Genomic DNA, 17,458 nt, shown 5'->3' with positions numbered 1-17,458 from the left:
ACGAACGAGGAGGCACCCCATGACGTGCACGCACTGCGGGGCGGCCGAGCAGCGCGGCCGGTTCTGTGTCGGCTGCGGCACGGCCGTCCCGCCGTCCACGCGGCCCACGCCCCGCCGGCGCTACGCGCTGAACGACGAGCTGACCCAGCCGGTGCTCCGGCTCGAGCGCCCGTCGAAGCCCGCCGTCCCCACCCGCTGACCGCGGCGCCGCCGGGCCCCCAGCGCCGCGGGCCCGGTGGCGACGTGACGCGTCTCACTGCTAGCAAACCGCTTGCTCTAGTTAGCGGACGGTTGGAGCGGGCACAGTGCAGTCATGACCGAAACGCTTCTCAAGGCAGACACCGCCAAGATCGTCAACCAGCTCCGCGCCCTCGTCCTCCTCAGCCAGACCGAGGAGCAGGTGGCCCGGACCCGGGTCGGGCAGGCCCGCACCGACGCCGTCCGCCGCGAGCTCAGCGAGAACGCCGACAACGCCGCTGCGCGCACCAAGGCCATCACCGAGCAGCTGCGCGACCTCGGCGGCGTCCCGGACGTCGTCACGCCCGCCCTCGGTCGGCTGGCCGCCGTCCTGAAGGCCGCCTTCGAGCAGGGCGCGCCGCTCGAGGAGGCCCTGCTGCAGGACCTGTCCCTCGAGCACCAGCTGCTCGACCGCGCCACCCACGTCAAGGTGCTCGCCGAGAAGGCCGAGCTGCCGCGGGTCAAGGCGCTGGCCGAGCGGCTGATCACGGCGCACTCGGCCACCGTCGAGTGGCTGACCGTCGTCCTCGCCGAGGAGGCCCTCGGTGGCCCCACCGCCCTGGTGCCCACGCCGTTCCAGCGGGTCGCCGGCGGTGCCGTCCGCGTGGCCAACGCCCCGGTCCGCTTCGCCGCCAACGCCGTCAACGAGGTGCTCGACACCGCGCAGCAGCGTCGCGAGGAGGCCGGCCAGAAGCTCGGCGAGGTCGCCGGCAAGGCCAGCTCCCTCACCGACGCCGTCCGCGAGACCCTCACCGCCGGCCGGGGTGCGGCCCTGCGCCGGGCCGAGCGCATCGCCCGCCGCGAGGGGAACACCGACGCCGCGGACGCCGCCAAGGCCACCCGCGAGGAGCTCGGTGACATCGCGGCCGACGAGCTGCCGATCAAGAACTTCGACCAGCTCACCACGCAGGACGCGATCAAGGCCGTCAAGCGGCTGACCTCGGCGCACGACGTCAACGTCATGATCCGCTACGAGGAGACCCACAAGAACCGGTCCAACGTCGTGAGCGCGACCCAGACCCGGCTGGCCGAGCTGGCCAAGGAGGCCGTGGGCGTCGACAGCTGACCCCGCGCCGCCGACGGCCCGCACCCCAGCCGGGGTGCGGGCCGTCGGCGTCTCCTCAGCGCCGCACGCGGTGCCGCAGCCACACCAGGTCGCCGTCGAGCTGCCGGCACTCCTCCAGGGTCAGGCTCTCCGCCGGCGGCGGCCGGCCCCCGTACCAGCGCCGGGACCCTGCGGCGGGCCCCGCGAGCAGCGGGTGCACGAGCAGGCTGACCTCGTCGACAAGGCCGGCGGCCAGCAGCGCGCCGGTCAGCGCGCCGCCGCTGTCGACGCGGACGGTGGCCAGTCCCCGTCCGCCGAGCTCGGCGAGCAGGGCGGTCAGGTCGACCGAGTCGCGGCCGACCCGGAGCTCGCGGACCGAGCGGTCGGCGCGCGGTGGGGTCCGGTCGCAGCCGACGGCCAGCACGTCGGACCAGTGCCCGGCGGCCCGCAGCGCCGCCCACCCGCGGACCCGGGCCCGGCCGTCCACCACGGCGAGCAGTGGCCCGCCGGGGGCCGGGCCGGGCTGCGGGGCCGACGCCAGCGCGGGTTCCTGGGCGAGGACGGTGTCCGCGCCGGTCAGCGTCCCGTCCTCGCGCCAGGTGCCGGCCAGGGCGTAGTAGGTCCCGACGTCCGGGGTGAACCCCGTCGTCGCCCCGTCGAGCGAGACGGCGACGTGGACCACGACGAGTGGGCGCACGGTCACCTCGGGGTGATGAGGGTCGCAGGGGGTTTGACCTGCGGACGCAGGCGGGGATGGGATGCACCATGAGCATCACACCCGCTGCCCTCGAGCAGGAGTTCTCCCTGACGACGGCCGTCACCCGCCTGGACTTCCTCAGCCGGCGCGACAGCGGGGCCACCACCCTCAACACCGTCGCCGAGCTCGACGTGGACGACTGGAGCTCCTTCAAGGACGCCGCCACGACCCTGGACGTCGCCGAGTCCCTCGAGCTCCTGGCGCTCGGCGAGGTGGTCGCCCGCAAGGCGCACGACAGCCAGCTGGTCGGGTTCCGCGCCGCGCTGCGCGGCGGCGCGACCTGGGCGCAGGTCGCCGCCGCCCTCGACACGACGCCCCCCGAGGCCTGGGCGGCCTTCCAGCGGCTCATCGAGCGGCAGGAGCGCGCCCGCCTGCTCGACCCGGAGGACGCCGTCGCCGCCCGGGAGCTGGCCGGCAACCAGCCGGCCTAGTCGACCGGCCGGCTCAGTCGACCGGCCGGCCTGGTCGACCGGCCGGCCTGGTCGACCGGCCGGCCTGGTCGACCGGCCGGCTCAGTCGACGGTGACGCCCCGCCAGAACGCGACGCGGCCGGTGATCTCCGCGGCGGCGTCCTTCGGCTCGGGGTAGTACCAGACCGCATCGCGGTTGGTCTGCCCGTCGACCTCGAGCGTGTAGTAGGACGCCGTCCCCTTCCACGGGCAGAAGGTGTGCGTGTCCGACGGGCGGAGGACCTCGTCGCGCACCGCCTCGCGGGGGAAGTAGGCGTTGCCCTCGACGGTGACGATGTCGTCGGACTCGGCGATGACGGTCCCGTTCCAGCTCGCGGTGGCCATGGAGCGGCGAACACCGGGTTCCGGAACGGCATTCCCCTTCGGCGGTGCGCGGCGCCCCCGGTCAGCCGCCCTGGATGTGCCGGACGACCGCCTCGAGTTCCTCGGACGGCGAGAAGTCGACGTACTCGACGTCGGTCAGCGCCTCGGGAGCGTGACCGGGGCCCCAGTAGAACGCCTGCCCCGCGTCGAAGGTCGTGTCACCGTCCTTGCCGTGCATCACCAGCCGGCCGCTGATGACGTACCCCCAGTGCGGGCAGGGGCAGAGGTCCCCCGGCAGGCCGACCACCGCGGGACGCAGGTCCGCCCCCGCAGGCAGCCGCATCCACCCGATGCTCATGTCCCCGACCCGCTGGGTCCGGAACTCGACGCCGTTCCCCTCGACCGCGACAGGGAGCGCGGTCCGATCGATGGCCTGCATGGCTGGTCCTCCCTCTCGTGTACCCCCGACCGCGGTCACGGCCGGATGTTCTGGTTCAGGCGGAAGAGGTTGCCGGGGTCGTAGCGACGCTTGACCTCGCGCAGCCGCTCGTAGTTGGCGCCGTAGTTCTCGGCCACCCGCGTCTGGTCGTCGGCCGAGGCGAAGTTGGTGTACCCGCCGGCCTCGGAGTGCGGGGCGAGGGCCGCGTAGTAGTCCTTCACCCAGCGGGTGTGCGCCTCGTTGTCGGCGGGGTCGGGCCACATGCCGGCGATCACGGCGGCGAAGGTGGCCTCGCGGTGGCCGAAGGCGGTGGCGTCGGGGGCGACGTCGTGCACCGCGCCGTTGATCGGGTAGAGGTGCATCGTCGAGTTGACCACCGGCACCCGGGAGCCGTGCTCGACGTGCGCGGCGATGGCGTCGTCGGTGAGCTCGGTGACGAACGCGGCCTTCCAGTAGTGCTGCAGCCCGGGCGGCACCAGCGGGTCGAAGGCGCTGTTGAGCGCCGGGTACGGCATGGCGCCGACGTGCTCGGCGACCGGCCGGGCGACCTGGCGGAACCGGTCGATGACGCGTTCGCCCTCCGCCTCCGACCCGGTCCAGCAGGAGACCACCGCGATGAAGGTGTCACCGACGCGGTCCTCCGGCACGAACGGCAGCGGCGGGGCGATCTGGAACGCCGGGAAGCCCCCGTACTCGCGCGGGGCGTCGCGGATGAACTCGCGGAAGAAGGCGAAGATCGCGGGGGCGTCGGCCAGCTCGAAGAACATCGGCCCGCCGTAGATGGTGTCCACCGGGTGCAGGCGGTAGGTCATGCGCGTGGCCACGCCGAAGTTGCCACCGCCGCCGCGCAGCGCCCAGAAGAGGTCCGAGTTCTGGTCGTCGTCGGCGGTCAGGACGGTCCCGTCCGCGGTGACCACCTCGGCCGACACGAGGTTGTCGCAGGACAGCCCGTAGCCCCGGCACAGGTAGCCGATGCCGCCGCCGAGGGTGAGGCCGCCGAGCCCGGTCGTGGAGATGATCCCGCCGGTGGTGGCCAGCCCGGAGGCCGCCGTCGCGTCGTTGAACCGGCCCCACGTCGTGCCGCCGCCGGCGGACGCGGTCCGTTGCTCCGGGTCGACGTCGACCGACTGCATCAGCGAGAGGTCGACGACGACCGCGCCGTCCGCGGTGCCGAACCCCGGCACGCTGTGCCCGCCGCCCCGTACCGCCACCGGCCGGCCGTTCTCCGCGGCGTACCGCACCGTCGCGGCGACGTCGTCGGTGCCGGTGCAGCGCACGACCAGCTCCGGGTGCGCGTCGATCATGGCGTTGTAGACGTGCCGCGCCTCCTCGTAGGCGTCGTCCCCGGGCCGGATGACCTGGCCCCGCACGCGGTCGGCGAGCGTCCCCGGCAGCTGTGTCGTCATGTCTCCTCCTCCGTCGGATGGGGGACGACGCTAGGAGCGGGCCGGGCCGGCGCACATGACCAGAACTGCGCGAATCCGGCGCAGCCGCCCATGGTCAGATCTACCCATCGACGCAGGCGGGGGCGAGGGCTAGCGTCCGGGGTCGTGTCCGGATGGACGCCGCCCGCACTGCCGGCGCGATGGTCGCCGGCCGCGCGCCCGCTGTTCGTCGGCCGCCGCGCCGAGCTGGACTGCCTCGAGTCCCTGTGGACCGACGTCACCGGCGGCGCCCGCCAGGTCGCCTTCCTCGGCGGCGAGCCGGGCGCGGGCAAGTCCCGGCTGCTGGCCGAGTTCTGCACGCTGCTGCACGGCCGCGGCGCGACCGTCCTGCTGGGCAGTTGTGTGGCCGAGCTCGGGCCGCCCTACCAGCCGTTCGTCGAGCCGGTCGAGGCGCTGCTGGCCGCCACGGGGGACGCCGACGGCCCGCTGTCCCGGCTGGTCGGGCGGGCGGGAGGGGACGACGTCGCCGGGAACGACACCCGCCGCGAGCTCTACGACGCGGCCGTCGACGCCGTCCGGGCGCTGGCCCGCGAGGCGCCGGTGGTGCTGGCGCTGGAGGACCTGCACTGGTCGGGCACCGCCGGCCTGCAGATGCTGGGGCACCTGGTCGAGCGGACGGCGGAGTGCCGGCTGCTCGTCCTCGCCACCCACCGGACGACGGCGCCGGAGCGCTCGGCGGCGCTGACCGGCACGATCGCGCAGCTCTACCGGCTCGACGGCGTCCGCCGGCTGGACCTCGCCGGGCTGGCCACCGAGGACATCGCCGAGTACCTCTGCGCCGAGGCGCGGCTGCCCACGCACCGGGCCCGGGTGGCGGCCACGCTGCTGCGCGACCGCACCGGCGGCAACCCGTTCCTGCTCCGGGAGGTGGTCCGCGAGGGCGCCGGTCGCGGCACGCTGCCCGACGCGACGGCGGCGGCCCCGGTGTCGGTGCGCGACATGGTGGCGGCCCGGCTCGACCGGCTCACCGAGCCCGAGCGGCAGACCCTGGAGCTGGCGGCGGTGGTGGGGGAGGAGACCGACCTCGGCACGGTGCTGGCGATCTCCGCATGGGGCGCCGACACGACCCTCGCCGCGCTGGACACCGCGGTCGCCTTCGGGCTGCTGGAGGCGTCCGGCCCGGCGTTCCGGTTCCCGCACAGCCTGGCCCGGCAGGCGGTGCTCGACCTCATGCCGGCCACCCGGCGGGCCCGTGACCACCTGCGGGTCGCCGGCGTCCTGGAGTCCTCCGGGGCGGCGTCGGAGCGGCGCACCCAGCGGCTGGCGCACCACTACGCGCAGGGGGCGGTGCTCGGCTCCGCCGACCAGGCGGTGCGGTACCTCGCCGAGGCGGCCGAGGCGGCGTCGCGCAGCCTGGCCCACGAGGACGCCGCCCGCTGGTTCGAGCAGGCCGCCGGGCTCACCGAGGACCCCGAACGGCGGCACCGCGTGCTGCTGTCCGCCGCCGGGGCCCACCTGCTCGGCGGCGACTTCGCCCGGGCGCGGACGCTGTTCGAGGAGGTGGCCACCACCGCCGGGCCGCGCGACCGGCTGGAGGCGGCGATCGGGTACGAGGCGGCGTCCTGGCGGCCCGGGCTGCCCGGTCACGGCGCCGTCCAGATGCTGACCGAGGCGCTGCGCGGGGTCCCGCACGACCCGGCCGACCCGCTCTACGTCCGGGCGCTGGCGGGGCTCGGGCGGGCGCTGGCGTTCACCGGGGCGACCGAGCAGGCCGACCTCTTCGGCCGCCGCGCCCTGGACCTGGCCCGGGCGCAGGGCGACGACCGGCTCGTCGGCGCCGCGCTCCAGGCGGGCCTCTGGATCGGCCTGCGCCCCGCCGACGCCCCGGCCAAGCTCGTCCGCGCCATCGAGCTGTGCGCGCTCGCGCACCGCACCGGCGAGCTGGGCCACCTCGGGCCGGCGGCCTACTGGCGGGGCCACATCTGCTACCTGCAGGGTGACCCGGCCGGTCTGGGAGAGGCGCACGACGACCTGGTGCGCATGGCCCGGGCCACGGGCGAGGCGTTCTTCGACTACATGGCCGGCTGCGTGCGGTACGGCCGCCAGTTCGCCGCCGGCGACCTCGCCGGCGCCGACCGGACCTGCACCGAGCTGCTCGAGTTCGGCGAGGCCTTCGGGACCGACGACACCGAGGGCTCGTCGGCGGTGCAGACCTTCATGGTCCGCCGGGAGTCGGGCGCGCTGGAGCGGGTGCGGCCGCTGCTCACCGGCACGGAGTCACCCGAGGGGCACTGGGCGCCGGGCCTGCTGGCCCTGTACACCGAGCTCGGGCTGCACGAGCCCGCGGACCGGTTGCTGCGCTGGCTCTTCGACGGCCGGCTGGCGCCCCACGAGGGCACCGCCCAGTGGCCGTGCGTGCTGGCGTTCCTCACGGAGGCCGCGCTGCAGCGGGAGGACGAGGCCGCGCTGCGCACCCTGCGGCCGATGCTGGCGGAGTACGCCGGGACCAACCTGGTGGCCGGCCAGTTCGTCGCCGTCTTCGGCAGCGCCGACCGGTACCTGGGGATGGTCGACTCCGCCCTGGGCCGGTCCTCGGCGGAGTCCCTGCTGGCGGCGGCGCTCGAGATGGACAGCCGGATGGGGGCGACGCTGCACCGCGCGCACAGCCTGGTCGCGCTGGCCGCGCACCTGCGGCGGGCCGGCGCGCCCACCCGCCGGGTCGCCGAGCTGGTCGAGGAGGCCAGGGGACCGGCGGAGGAGCTGGGGCTGGCGCGGGTGCTGCGCGCCCTGGCCGCCGTCGAGCCGGCGGCACGGGTGCCGACCCCCCGGCCGGCCACCGGGCCGGCCGGCCTGACCGCCCGGGAGACCGAGGTGCTCCGCCTGGTGGCGGCGGGCCTGCTCAACCGGGAGATCTCCGCGCGGCTGGTGATCAGCGAGAACACCGTCGCCAACCACGTGCGCAGCATCCTGGCCAAGACCGGCGCCGGGAACCGCACGCAGGCGGCGCTGTACGCGGCGTCGCACGGGCTCCTGGCGGCGTCAGACGGGATGCAGTGAGCCGTCCGGCCGCACGGTGGCCGAGACCTCGACGACGACGTCCGCGGGCAGCCCCGCGCGGACGGCCGCCCGGCGGATCGCGTCGGCCGACGGTGCCTCGTACAGGCAGTAGGTCTTCCGCTTGTCGGCCGAGAGGAACGAGTACAGCCACTGGACGCCCTCGTCGTCGTTGATCGCGTTGACGCCGTCGGCGACCTCGGCGGTGACCTCGAGGACGTCGGCGTACCGGCGCTCGATCATGAAGACGGGCATCGCGGGACCTCCGCCGGGGCACAGGGGTGGCGCCGACGGTACCGACGCGACGGGGTCCGGGGACACCCCTCCACTGCGCGTTCGGCATGACGGAACTTCCTCTCGTCGGCATAGCGCCCAGCGCTACGTCGGTGAGCGTCCTGCTCCGACGACGTGTCGCGGACCACACCGCGCGCTCCACGGGAAGGAGACGTCATGACCGCGAGGACCCGGATCGGTGCGGCGCTGGCCGCCGCGGCGCTGCTGGCCGCGGGCTGCGGCGGCGACGACGCCCCGGCCCCGGCCGAGGAGGGCGACGACGGCCTGGTCCCGCTCACCGTCGCCGACACGGCCGGTGCGCCGCTGTACTTCCTCACCTACGGCGACCAGGAGGGGTTCTTCGAGGACGCCGGCCTGGACCTGGAGATCACCGCGTCCACCGGCGGCGCGACCGTCATCCCGCAGCTGGTGGGAGGTGACCTCGACGTCGCCGGTTCGAACGTGGTGTCGGTCCTCATCGGCGCCGGGGAGGGGCTGCCGCTGCGGATGGTGGCCGGCGGGACCAGCACCTCCGAGGAGGTCGAGCAGGACTTCTCCGCGCTGATGGTCCGCGCCGACAGCCCCGCGGCGGACATCGGCGACCTCGCGGGTCAGCGGGTCGCGGTCAACAGCCTGCGCAACATCAACGACATCGTGCTCGGCTCGATGCTGGAGGAGGCCGGCCTCTCCTTCGACAGCGTCGAGTTCGTCGAGCTGCCGTTCCCCGACATGGCCGCGGCCGTGCAGCAGGGCGACGTCGCCGCCGCGATGCTGATCGAGCCGTTCCTGACCATCGCCGAGCAGCAGGGGATGCGGATCATCGGGCGGCCCTACTCCGACCTCAAGCCGGGGCTGCAGATCGGCACGTACGTGATGAGCGAGCAGTTCGTCGCCGACAACCCCGACGCCGTCACGGCCTTCCAGGAGGGTGTGCAGGCCACCGCCGACGCCATCCGCGAGGACCCGGACGGCTTCCGCGCGGCGCTGCCGGAGATCGGCGACGTCGACCCCGCCCTGGCCGAGCAGGTGCGGATCAACCTCTGGCGCGGCGGGACCGACCGGGAGTCCCTCGAGCTGATCCAGGACCTGATGGTGCGGTACCGGCTCCTGGAGGAGCCGGTCGACCTGGACGAGGTCGTCGTCGGCTAGAACGGCGGCAATTCGACATCGCGGAACTCCGACTCGCGGTCTGTGCAAAGGGTGGAACGATGCCTAGATTGGTGCCCATGCCGTGGGACTCCGTCACCGCCGCGCCGGTGAGTGCAGACCGGCCGGTCGTCGTCGTCGGGGCGGGGCCCGTCGGGATGACCGCCGCCGCCACCCTCGCCCACGAGGGCCTGCCGGTGGTGGTCGTCGAGCTGCACCCCGAGCCCCGGCCGGACTGGCGGGCCAGCACCTTCCACGCGGCGACGCTGGAGCTGCTGGAGACCATCGACATCACCGGGCAGATGCACGCCGAGGGGCTCGTCGTCCCGAAGTACCAGTTCCGCGACCGGGTCGACGGGCTGGTCGCCGAGTTCGACTTCCGCCTCCTGGCCGACGAGACCCGCTATCCCTACCGTCTGCAGCTCAACCAGCAGCACCTGGTGCGGATGCTCCACGACCGGCTGCGCCAGGACCCGAACGTGTCGCTGCGCTTCGGCACCGAGCTGACCGGCCTGCGGGTCGAGGCGGACGGCCCGGTGCTCGAGCTGCGCGGTCCCGACGGCGCCCCCACCGAGCTCGCGGCGTCCTACGTCATCGGCGCCGACGGCCCGCGCAGCGCCGTCCGCAACGCGCTGGGCGTGCCGTTCGAGGGCTTCACCTACCCGGAGCGGTTCGCGATCACCAGCACCTCGGTCGACCTGCAGGAGCTGCTGCCCGACCTCGGCCACGTCAACTACGTCGCCGACCCGGAGGAGTGGCTGTTCATCCTGCGGACGCCGGAGTCCTGGCGGGTCGTGTGGCCGGTGCCGGAGGGCATGAGCCTGGAGGAGGCGACCGCGCCGGAGCGGCTGCAGCAGCAGCTGCAGCGGGTCGCGCCCTACGAGCCGGGCTATCCGGTCATCGACCACCAGGTCTACAACGTGCACCAGCGGGTGGCCGGGGCGATGCGGGTCGGGCCGGTCCTGCTGGCCGGCGACGCCGCGCACATCAACTCGCCGATCGGCGGGGTGGGCCTGAACTCCGGCATCCACGACGCGATGGACGCCGCCCGCCGGCTGGCCCGCATCGCCCGCGGGGAGGGCGACCCGGAGGCGGAGCTGGCGACCTACGACCGGGTGCGGCGCACCGTCGCCCGGGAGTACGTGCAGGCCGACACCCAGCGCAACACCGACCGGCTGCGGGAACGCGACGACGCCGTCCGGCGTCAGCACCAGGAGGACATGCGGGCGATCGCCGCCGACCCGGAGCGGGCCCGGGCCTACATCCGCCGGGTGTCGTTGCTGGAGAGCGTGCAGCGGTTCGGCATCGGCCGCCCGCCCGCCGAACTCGAACTGGAGGCCCTGTCATGACCGCATCTCCCGAGACGCGCACCGACCTGGAGCTCGAGGCGCTGTACCGCGACCTCGCCGCCGTCGACCTCCAGCCGCTGTGGACCATCACCCAGCAGCTGCTCACCCCCACGCCCCAGCCGAAGGCGATCCCGTGGCTGTGGGCGGCGGAGACGATGAAGCCGCTGGCCCGCCGGGCGATCCAGCTGGTGCCGGTCGAGCGCGGCGGCGAGCGACGGGTGCTCAGCCTGCAGAACCCGGGGCTCGGCGGTCTGCCGTACGCGGCGGGCACGCTGTGGGGCGCCATCCAGTGCCTCGGCCCGCGGGAGACCGCGCCGGCGCACCGGCACAGCCCTGGCGCGGTCCGCTGGGTCCTCGAGGGCGAGGGCGTCTGGACGACGGTCAACGGCGACGCCTGCGACATGCACCCCGGCGACCTCGTGCTGACGCCGTCGTGGAACTGGCACGACCACGTCAACGGCGGCGACTCGGAGATGTTCTGGTTCGACGGCCTGGACCTGCCGATGGTCGAGGCGCTGGACGCCGTCTTCTTCGAGCAGTACCCGGGCCCGGGGGAGAACCAGCCGCAGCCGGCCGAGCACAACCTCTCCGAGCGCGCCCACCCCCCGGGCACCCGCTACGTGCAGGGGTCGGTCGACGGGCCGCTCACCCCCGCGCCCTCGCCGCTGCTCATCTACCGCTGGGCCGACACCGCCGCCGAGCTCGACCGGCTGGCCGGGCAGTCCGACGAGCCGGTGCTGGCGCTGGAGTACGTCAACCCGACCACCGGGGCCAGCGTGCTGCCGACCCTGGGCTGCTCGGTGCTGCGCGTCCGGGCCGGCGGGCACAGCACGCCGGTGCGCCGGTCCGGGAACGCCGTCTTCGTGGCCTTCCAGGGATCGGGGTCGACGGTCATCGACGGCCAGCGTTTCGACTGGAGCCCGGGCGACATGTTCGTCGCGCCCTCCTGGTCGGCCGTCGAGCACGCGGCCGACGAGGAGAGCGTGCTGTTCCTGCTCACCGACGCCCCCGTGCTGCGCGCGCTGGGCATCTACCGGGAGCAGGTCCTCCCCGCCCCGCAGACGGTGACCGGGACCTTCACCCCCCGCTGACACCCCCGCACTCGACACTGGAGATCCGTGAAGCTCGCCCTGTTCGACGACAACCGGCTCGGCGTCGTCTCCGCCGACGACACGACGCTGGTCGACGTCACCGCCGCGCTGCCCTGGCCGCACGACCCCGACCCGGTGACCGCCGGCTGGTGGCGGGCGCTGTGCCGGGACTTCGCGACGGTGGCCCCGCGGCTGCGCGAGGCCGCCGAGGCCGGGTCGCCGCGGCCGCTGGCCGAGGTGGCCCTGCGGGCGCCGGTGCTCGGCCCGTCCAAGGTGGTCGCCGCGGCCAGCAACTACGGCGACCACGTGGCCGAGATGCACGGCGTCCAGGAGCGCACGCTCGGCCGGGTCGAGGCCTGGATGATGGAGTTCGACGTCTTCCTCAAGGCGCCGTCGTCGATCGTCGGGCCGGGTGCGGAGGTCGTCCTGCCGCCGGACGTCGTCGCCGCCGGGCACGAGGTGCACCACGAGTCCGAGCTGGTCGTGGTCATCGGCGCCGGGGGCAAGGACATCCCCCTCGAGTCGGCGATGGACGCCGTCCTCGGCTTCACCGCCGGGCTGGACATCACCGTGCGCAGCGCCGCGGACCGGTCCCGCCGCAAGAGCTACGACTCCTTCAGCCCGCTCGGGCCCTGGCTGGTCACCGCCGACGAGATCGGGAACGGCTCGGACCTCGACATCCGGCTCACCAGCGGCGGGGAGGTGCGGCAGTCGGTGAACACCCGGGACCTCATCACCCCGGTCCCGCAGATCGTCGCCTACGCCTCGACGATCATGACCCTGCTCCCCGGCGACGTGCTGTTCACCGGCGCCCCGCCCGGGGTCGGGCCGATCGCGTCGGGGGAGAAGCTGGAGATGACGATCAGCCGGATCGGCTCCATGGCGGTCACCGTCCGCTGAGACGGCCGGCGACACGGCCGGCACGGTGACGGAGTCCCTGCGGGCGGCGCCCGGGCGGGGCTCAGGGCGTGCTGCTCAGCCGTTCCTGGACCCGCCCGGCGGCCTCGATGACGGCGGGAGCCAGGGCGCGCACGCCCTCGACGTCGCCGGTCCGGCTGCTCGGCGCGGCGATGCCGATGGCGGCCAGCGGCGTCCCGGTGCTGTCGCGCAGTGCCACGGCGACCGCGGAGACGCCGTCGGCGCTCTCCTCCCAGTTCAGCGCGTACCCCTGGGCCCGGATCTCGCGCAGCTCGTCGAGCAGGGCCGAGCGCGTCGCGAGCGCCGCCGGGGTGTGCTGGGGGAGCTCCTCGTCGGGGTAGCGGCGCTCGATCTCGTTGGGCGGGAGCTCGGCGAGGATCGCCTTGCCGACGGCGGAGGCGTGCGCCGGCCGGACGATGCCGGTGCGGTTGCCGACGCGGACGGAGCGGAGGCTCTCGATGCAGTCGACGAAGCGGATCGTGGCGCCCTCGAGCACCGCGAGGCTCGCCGTCTCCTGGGTCTGCTCGCGCAGCTCCTCGAGGACGGGCCGGGCCACCCGCCGGATGTCGATGCGGCTGATCGCGGCCAGGCCGATCGCGTTGAGCGCCGGGCCGGGGCGGTAGGCGCCGTTCGGCCGGTCCTGCATGACGAAGTCCCGGCGGCGCAGGGCGTTGAGCAGGCGGTGGGCGGTGGACCGCGCGACGCCCAGCAGGTCGGCAGCCTCGGCGACCCGCAGGGCCTGTCGCTCACCGATCAGCTGCAGCAGCCACAGGGCGTTGTCCACCGAGGTCAGCCCTGGGCCCGCCGTGGGGTCGACGGCCGGAGAGGTGCGACCGTCCTCGTTCGCCATGAAAGAACACTATTCCAGCTCATCCCCGGAGTACGGAATCCTCCGCGCAGGATCGGGTGGCCCTCCTGAGCGGCTGCGCCCGACAGCTCCCGGGGTCGGCCAGCGTCCGTTCCGCAGCACGGAACTGCGGTGGTACCCGTCGTGCGGTTCCGGGGGGCGGCCTAGCGTCCTAGGGGTCCTCGTCGACCAGTCAGGGAGTTCCGTGAGCGCGCTGGAGCACAGACCGAACCATTCCGACCTCCCGCGTGCCGGGGTGGGTGCCTGATGCGACTGGCGACCATCCGCACCGCCGAGGGCACCCGCGCCGTCCGGCTGGACGGCGACCGGGCGGTGGAGACCGGGCACGCCGACGTCGGGGAGCTGCTCACCGAGCCGGTCTGGCGCGCGGTGGCCGCGGCCGCCGACGGGCCCGGGCACGACCGCGGCGGCCTCTCCTTCGCCCCCGTCGTCCCGCGGCCCGGGAAGATCATCTGCGTCGGTGTCAACTACGCGGCGCACATCAGGGAGATGGGCCGCGAGCTGCCCGAGTACCCGACGGTGTTCGCGAAGTTCGCCGAGTCACTGGTGGGCGCCCACGACGACATCGTGCTGCCGGCGGCGTCCGAGGCGGTGGACTGGGAGGCCGAGCTGGCCGTCGTCATCGGGACGACGGTGCGGCACGCCGACGAGGCGGCCGCGGCCGCGGCGATCGCGGGGTACTCGGTGCTCAACGACGTCACCGCGCGGGACTGGCAGTACCGCACGCTGCAGTGGCTGCAGGGCAAGACGTTCGAGGCGACCACCCCGTTCGGGCCGGAGCTGGTCACCCCCGACGAGGCGGGGGAGGGGCTGGCGCTCTCCTGCGCCGTGGACGGCGAGGCGGTGCAGTCGGCCAACACCGCCGATCTCGTCTTCGGGCCTGCGGCGGCCGTGTCCTACCTGTCGACGATCCTGACGCTGCGCCCCGGCGACGTCATCGCGACCGGCACCCCGGGCGGGGTCGGGCACGCGCGGAAGCCACCGCGCTACCTGACCGCCGGCTCGGTGCTCACCACGTCCATCAGCGGCCTCGGCGAGTGCCGCAACGTCTGCGTCGAGGAGAAGCGGGCATGACCAAGCCGGAGACGATCGACTGGTGGGTCGACGGTGAGCGGCTGTTCGGGACGGCACTGGGGCGGCTGACCGACGAGGAGTTCGACGCCCCGTCGCTGCTGCCCGGATGGAGCCGGCAGTACCTGCTCGCGCACGTCGCCCGCAACGCCGATGCCCTGGTCAACCTGCTGAACTGGGCGCGCACCGGCGTGGAGACCCCGATGTACGCCTCGCCCGAGGCCCGCGAGAAGGGGATCGCGGAGGCCGCGACCCTGTCGGCCCCCGCGCTGCGGGCGGAGGTGATGGCCGCGACCGGCCGGCTGGCCGACGCGGTGCAGGGGCTGCCCGACGAGGCGTGGTCGGCAACCGTGCGGACGGCGCAGGGTCGCGAGGTGCCGGCGTCGGAGGTGCCGTGGATGCGCTGCCGGGAGGTGTACGTGCACGCGGTCGACCTCGACGCGGGGGTCGGCTTCGCGGACGTCGCCGACGAGGTGCAGGCGGCGATGATCGACGACGTCTTCCGCATGTGGGACCGCCGCGACCAGGTGCCCGACGTCGTGGTGTTCGCAGGCGACCGCGAGTGGGGGACCGGCAAGGTCGCCGTCTCGGGTCCGCTGCCGGCGGTGACCGGCTGGCTGACCGGCCGGACCCGAGGCGAGGGCCTCGAGGCCGACGACGGGATCCCGGAGGTGCCGGCCTGGCTGTGACGGCCGCCCCGTTCCGCTGACCGACGGTCGCCCCGTGCGGAGCCGCCGGCCGGACGCCGTCTCCTCCCACCCACGGCCGGGCGTCGAGAAAGTCCTCGGGGATGTCGTCGGCCGTGTCGATCGGGGGGCCGGCCGTTCGACGTGTCAGTGAGGGCGGGGTGGACGCCGGTCACGAGGACCGGTGCCCTGTCCCGGATCCGAGGAGGAACCGAGATGCGCTACATGGTGATCGTCAAGGCGTCCCAGGACAGCGAGAACGGCGTCCTGCCCACCGAGCAGGAGCTCGCCGACATGGGCGCCTACAACGAGCAGTTGGCCAAGGCCGGCGTCATGCTCGCCGGCGAGGGCCTGCACCCCAGCTCCAAGGGCATGCGGGTCCGCTTCGACAGGGACGGGAGGACGACCGTCGTCGACGGCCCGTTCGCCGAGACCAAGGAGCTGCTGGCCGGCTACTGGATCCTGCAGGTCAGCTCGCGCGAGGAGGTCCTCGAGTGGGTCAAGCGGGCCCCGTTCCGCGACGGCGAGGTCGAGATCCGGCAGGTCTTCGAGGCCGACGACTTCGGCGAGGCGTTCACCCCCGAGCTGCGGGAGCAGGAGGAGCGCATCCGGGCGACCGCGGCCCAGCAGCAGTCCTGACGACGGGGGCGGGGCGGCGGTGAGCGACGGGACGACGACGCACCGCGTCGTCGAGGCCGTCTGGCGGATCGAGTCCGCCAAGCTCGTCGCCGCCCTCACCCGCGTCACCGGGGACGTCGGCCTGGCGGAGGAGCTGGCCCAGGACGCGCTGGTCGCCGCGCTCGAACGGTGGCCGCAGGCCGGCGTGCCGGACAACCCGGCCGCGTGGCTCATGGCGACCGCCAGGCACCGGGCGATCGACGTCTTCCGTCGCACCGAGCGGCTGGAGCGCAAGACGGCCGAGCTCGGGCGGGAGCTGTCCGAGGCCGAGGAGCCCGACTGGGCCGCCGCGCTCGACGAGGTCGTCGAGGACGACCTCCTGCGGCTGGTCTTCATCGCCTGCCACCCGGTGCTCTCGCGGGAGGCGCGGGTCGCGCTGACGCTGCGCCTCCTGGGCGGCCTCGCCACCGACGAGATCGCCCGTGCGTTCCTCGTGCCCGAGTCCACCGTCGCCCAGCGGATCGTCCGCGCCAAGCGCACCCTCGCCGCCGCGCGCGTGCCCTTCGAGATGCCCTCCGGGCCCGACTTCACCGCCCGGCTGTCCTCCGTGCTCGAGGTCGTCTACCTGGTCTTCAACGAGGGCTACGCGGCGACGGCGGGCCGGGACTGGACCCGGCCCGAGCTCTGCCAGGAGGCGCTGCGACTCGGCCGGATCCTGGCCGCGCTGACGCCGGGGGAGTCGGAGGTGCACGGCCTCGTGGCGCTCATGGAGATCCAGGCCTCCCGCATGCGCGCCCGGATCGGGCCGGGCGGTGAGCCGGTCCTGCTGCTCGACCAGGACCGCGGCCGCTGGGACCACGTCCTCATCGGCCGCGGCCTGGCCGCGCTGCGCCGCGCCGAGGAGGCGTGCACCGGCCTCGGGCCCTACGGGCTGCAGGCGGCCATCGCCGCCTGTCACGCCCGGGCGCGGACGGCGGAGGAGACCGACTGGGTGCGCATCGCCGCCCTCTACGAGGCGCTGGCCGAGCTGGCGCCCTCGCCGGTCGTCGAGCTCAACCGGGCGGTTGCCGTCTCCCGCGCCTACGGTCCCGCGGCCGGCCTCGAGCTGGTCGACGCCCTGACCGGCGTGCCCGCCCTCCGCGGCTACCACCTGCTGCCCGCCGCCCGGGGCGACCTGCTGCTCCAGCTCGGCCGCGGCGCCGAGGCGCGCGCGGAGTTCGAGCGGGCGGCCGCACTCACCCGCAACGAGCGGGAGCGGGCAATCCTGCTCGGCCGGGCCGGGGGGCTGCCCGGCTGAGTGCTCGCGGGTCAGCTCCCGGCCGTCGCTGCCGGCGGCCGTGAGCTCGATCCAGGGCACCGCGCCGAGCCCGCCCTCGTCACCAGTGCACCGCCGCTGCCGGCCATCGACATGAGCTTCGGCGGGCGTCCGCGCCAAGGGAAGAAACTGTCGTAGGTCGAACGTGTGTTCGACTCGTGACTTCGACGTCAGTGGAGCAGACCGGCATCGAGCAGCTGCTGGTCGGCTGGTTGGGTGAGCGGCCGCTGCTGGGCGGGCGGTTGCCGGTGGCGTTGCTGACCCGGGCGCAGAAGGCCGCCGAGCTGCAGCGGGTGCAGCGGGCGAAGGCGGTGTGCGCCGGCTACGAGGCGGAGCTGGTGCTGGGGCTGGCCGATGACACCCCGGACAGCGGCGATCCGCCGCCGGGCGGCCCCGGTGCGAAGCGGGGGTCGTGGGCGCCGGACGCGGAGCT

At 74.5% G+C, this 17,458-nt stretch carries 18 protein-coding genes and 1 pseudogene; 13 read left to right on the top strand and 6 right to left on the bottom strand.

Features of this window, described 5'->3' with window-relative positions; all coding sequences use genetic code 11:
• The first annotated feature begins 19 nt into the window (after nucleotides 1-19).
• Entirely contained in the window at nucleotides 20-199 is a 180-nt protein-coding gene (locus tag MY526_RS08035; RefSeq protein WP_436691687.1) for a hypothetical protein, read from the top strand.
• Between the two features lie 114 nt (nucleotides 200-313).
• Entirely contained in the window at nucleotides 314-1,303 is a 990-nt protein-coding gene (locus MY526_RS08030; RefSeq protein ID WP_436691688.1) for a ferritin-like domain-containing protein, read from the top strand.
• A 55-nt stretch (nucleotides 1,304-1,358) separates the two neighbouring features.
• On the opposite strand, the gene MY526_RS08025 is transcribed toward MY526_RS08030, so the two are convergent.
• Entirely contained in the window at nucleotides 1,359-1,985 is a 627-nt protein-coding gene (locus MY526_RS08025; protein ID WP_436703630.1) for a RibD family protein, read from the bottom strand.
• A gap of 62 nt (nucleotides 1,986-2,047) precedes the next feature.
• Between MY526_RS08025 and MY526_RS08020 the strand changes: the two genes are divergently transcribed.
• Nucleotides 2,048-2,470, top strand: a complete 423-nt coding sequence (locus MY526_RS08020) for a hypothetical protein (RefSeq protein ID WP_436691690.1) — start codon at nucleotides 2,048-2,050, stop codon at nucleotides 2,468-2,470.
• 81 nt (nucleotides 2,471-2,551) lie between these two features.
• Here the strand turns inward: MY526_RS08020 and MY526_RS08015 are convergent, their stop codons facing one another.
• From MY526_RS08015 to MY526_RS08005, 3 genes are all read right to left on the bottom strand, one after another.
• Nucleotides 2,552-2,833, bottom strand: a complete 282-nt coding sequence (locus MY526_RS08015) for a DUF427 domain-containing protein (RefSeq protein WP_436691691.1) — start codon at nucleotides 2,831-2,833, stop codon at nucleotides 2,552-2,554.
• A gap of 61 nt (nucleotides 2,834-2,894) precedes the next feature.
• Nucleotides 2,895-3,251, bottom strand: coding sequence for a hypothetical protein (locus MY526_RS08010; RefSeq protein ID WP_436691692.1), 357 nt, complete (start codon nucleotides 3,249-3,251; stop codon nucleotides 2,895-2,897).
• Nucleotides 3,252-3,286: 35 nt separating this feature from the next.
• Nucleotides 3,287-4,657 (bottom strand): FAD-binding oxidoreductase, encoded by a 1,371-nt coding sequence (locus MY526_RS08005; protein WP_436691693.1) that lies wholly within the window; start codon nucleotides 4,655-4,657, stop codon nucleotides 3,287-3,289.
• 144 nt (nucleotides 4,658-4,801) lie between these two features.
• On the opposite strand from MY526_RS08005, the gene MY526_RS08000 reads away from it, so the two are divergent.
• Entirely contained in the window at nucleotides 4,802-7,693 is a 2,892-nt protein-coding gene (locus MY526_RS08000; RefSeq protein WP_436703629.1) for a helix-turn-helix transcriptional regulator, read from the top strand.
• On the opposite strand, the gene MY526_RS07995 is transcribed toward MY526_RS08000, so the two are convergent.
• The gene (locus MY526_RS07995) at nucleotides 7,676-7,945 is read right to left on the bottom strand and encodes a DUF4242 domain-containing protein (protein ID WP_436703628.1); all 270 of its coding nucleotides are present in this window, start codon (nucleotides 7,943-7,945) and stop codon (nucleotides 7,676-7,678) included. The genes MY526_RS08000 and MY526_RS07995 overlap by 18 nt on opposite strands.
• A gap of 195 nt (nucleotides 7,946-8,140) precedes the next feature.
• Here MY526_RS07995 and MY526_RS07990 point away from each other — a divergent pair, with 195 nt between their 5' ends.
• The 4 genes from MY526_RS07990 (at nucleotide 8,141) to MY526_RS07975 (ending at nucleotide 12,449) form a co-directional block, all read left to right on the top strand.
• Nucleotides 8,141-9,112, top strand: a complete 972-nt coding sequence (locus tag MY526_RS07990; RefSeq protein WP_436703627.1) for an ABC transporter substrate-binding protein — start codon at nucleotides 8,141-8,143, stop codon at nucleotides 9,110-9,112.
• A 77-nt stretch (nucleotides 9,113-9,189) separates the two neighbouring features.
• Nucleotides 9,190-10,458, top strand: a complete 1,269-nt coding sequence (locus MY526_RS07985; RefSeq protein WP_436703626.1) for an FAD-dependent oxidoreductase — start codon at nucleotides 9,190-9,192, stop codon at nucleotides 10,456-10,458.
• Entirely contained in the window at nucleotides 10,455-11,549 is a 1,095-nt protein-coding gene (locus MY526_RS07980) for a cupin domain-containing protein (protein WP_436691698.1), read from the top strand. The genes MY526_RS07985 and MY526_RS07980 overlap by 4 nt, the downstream gene beginning before the upstream one ends.
• Before the next feature lie 27 nt (nucleotides 11,550-11,576).
• The gene (locus MY526_RS07975) at nucleotides 11,577-12,449 is read left to right on the top strand and encodes a fumarylacetoacetate hydrolase family protein (protein WP_436691699.1); all 873 of its coding nucleotides are present in this window, start codon (nucleotides 11,577-11,579) and stop codon (nucleotides 12,447-12,449) included.
• 61 nt (nucleotides 12,450-12,510) lie between these two features.
• On the opposite strand, the gene MY526_RS07970 is transcribed toward MY526_RS07975, so the two are convergent.
• Nucleotides 12,511-13,317 carry an IclR family transcriptional regulator gene (locus MY526_RS07970; RefSeq protein WP_436691700.1) on the bottom strand — a complete coding sequence of 269 codons (807 nt, stop codon included), beginning with the start codon at nucleotides 13,315-13,317 and terminating at the stop codon, nucleotides 12,511-12,513.
• A gap of 264 nt (nucleotides 13,318-13,581) precedes the next feature.
• Here MY526_RS07970 and MY526_RS07965 point away from each other — a divergent pair, with 264 nt between their 5' ends.
• The 5 genes and pseudogenes from MY526_RS07965 to MY526_RS07945 form a co-directional block, all read left to right on the top strand.
• A complete protein-coding gene (locus MY526_RS07965) occupies nucleotides 13,582-14,409 on the top strand; it encodes a fumarylacetoacetate hydrolase family protein (protein ID WP_436691701.1) in 828 nt (275 codons plus the stop codon).
• A complete protein-coding gene (locus MY526_RS07960; protein WP_436703625.1) occupies nucleotides 14,406-15,095 on the top strand; it encodes a maleylpyruvate isomerase family mycothiol-dependent enzyme in 690 nt (229 codons plus the stop codon). The genes MY526_RS07965 and MY526_RS07960 overlap by 4 nt, the downstream gene beginning before the upstream one ends.
• A gap of 213 nt (nucleotides 15,096-15,308) precedes the next feature.
• A complete protein-coding gene (locus tag MY526_RS07955; RefSeq protein WP_436691703.1) occupies nucleotides 15,309-15,731 on the top strand; it encodes a YciI family protein in 423 nt (140 codons plus the stop codon).
• A 19-nt stretch (nucleotides 15,732-15,750) separates the two neighbouring features.
• A complete protein-coding gene (locus tag MY526_RS07950) occupies nucleotides 15,751-17,007 on the top strand; it encodes an RNA polymerase sigma factor (protein ID WP_436703624.1) in 1,257 nt (418 codons plus the stop codon).
• Nucleotides 17,008-17,183: 176 nt separating this feature from the next.
• Nucleotides 17,184-17,458: pseudogene (locus MY526_RS07945) on the top strand (HNH endonuclease); the annotation flags it as partial.

This window comes from Geodermatophilus sp. CPCC 205761 (assembly GCF_051383655.1).
Taxonomy (GTDB): Bacteria; Actinomycetota; Actinomycetes; order Mycobacteriales; family Geodermatophilaceae; genus Geodermatophilus.
Note: the sequence above shows the minus strand (reverse complement) of the source record. Positions and strands in the feature narration are given on the sequence as shown.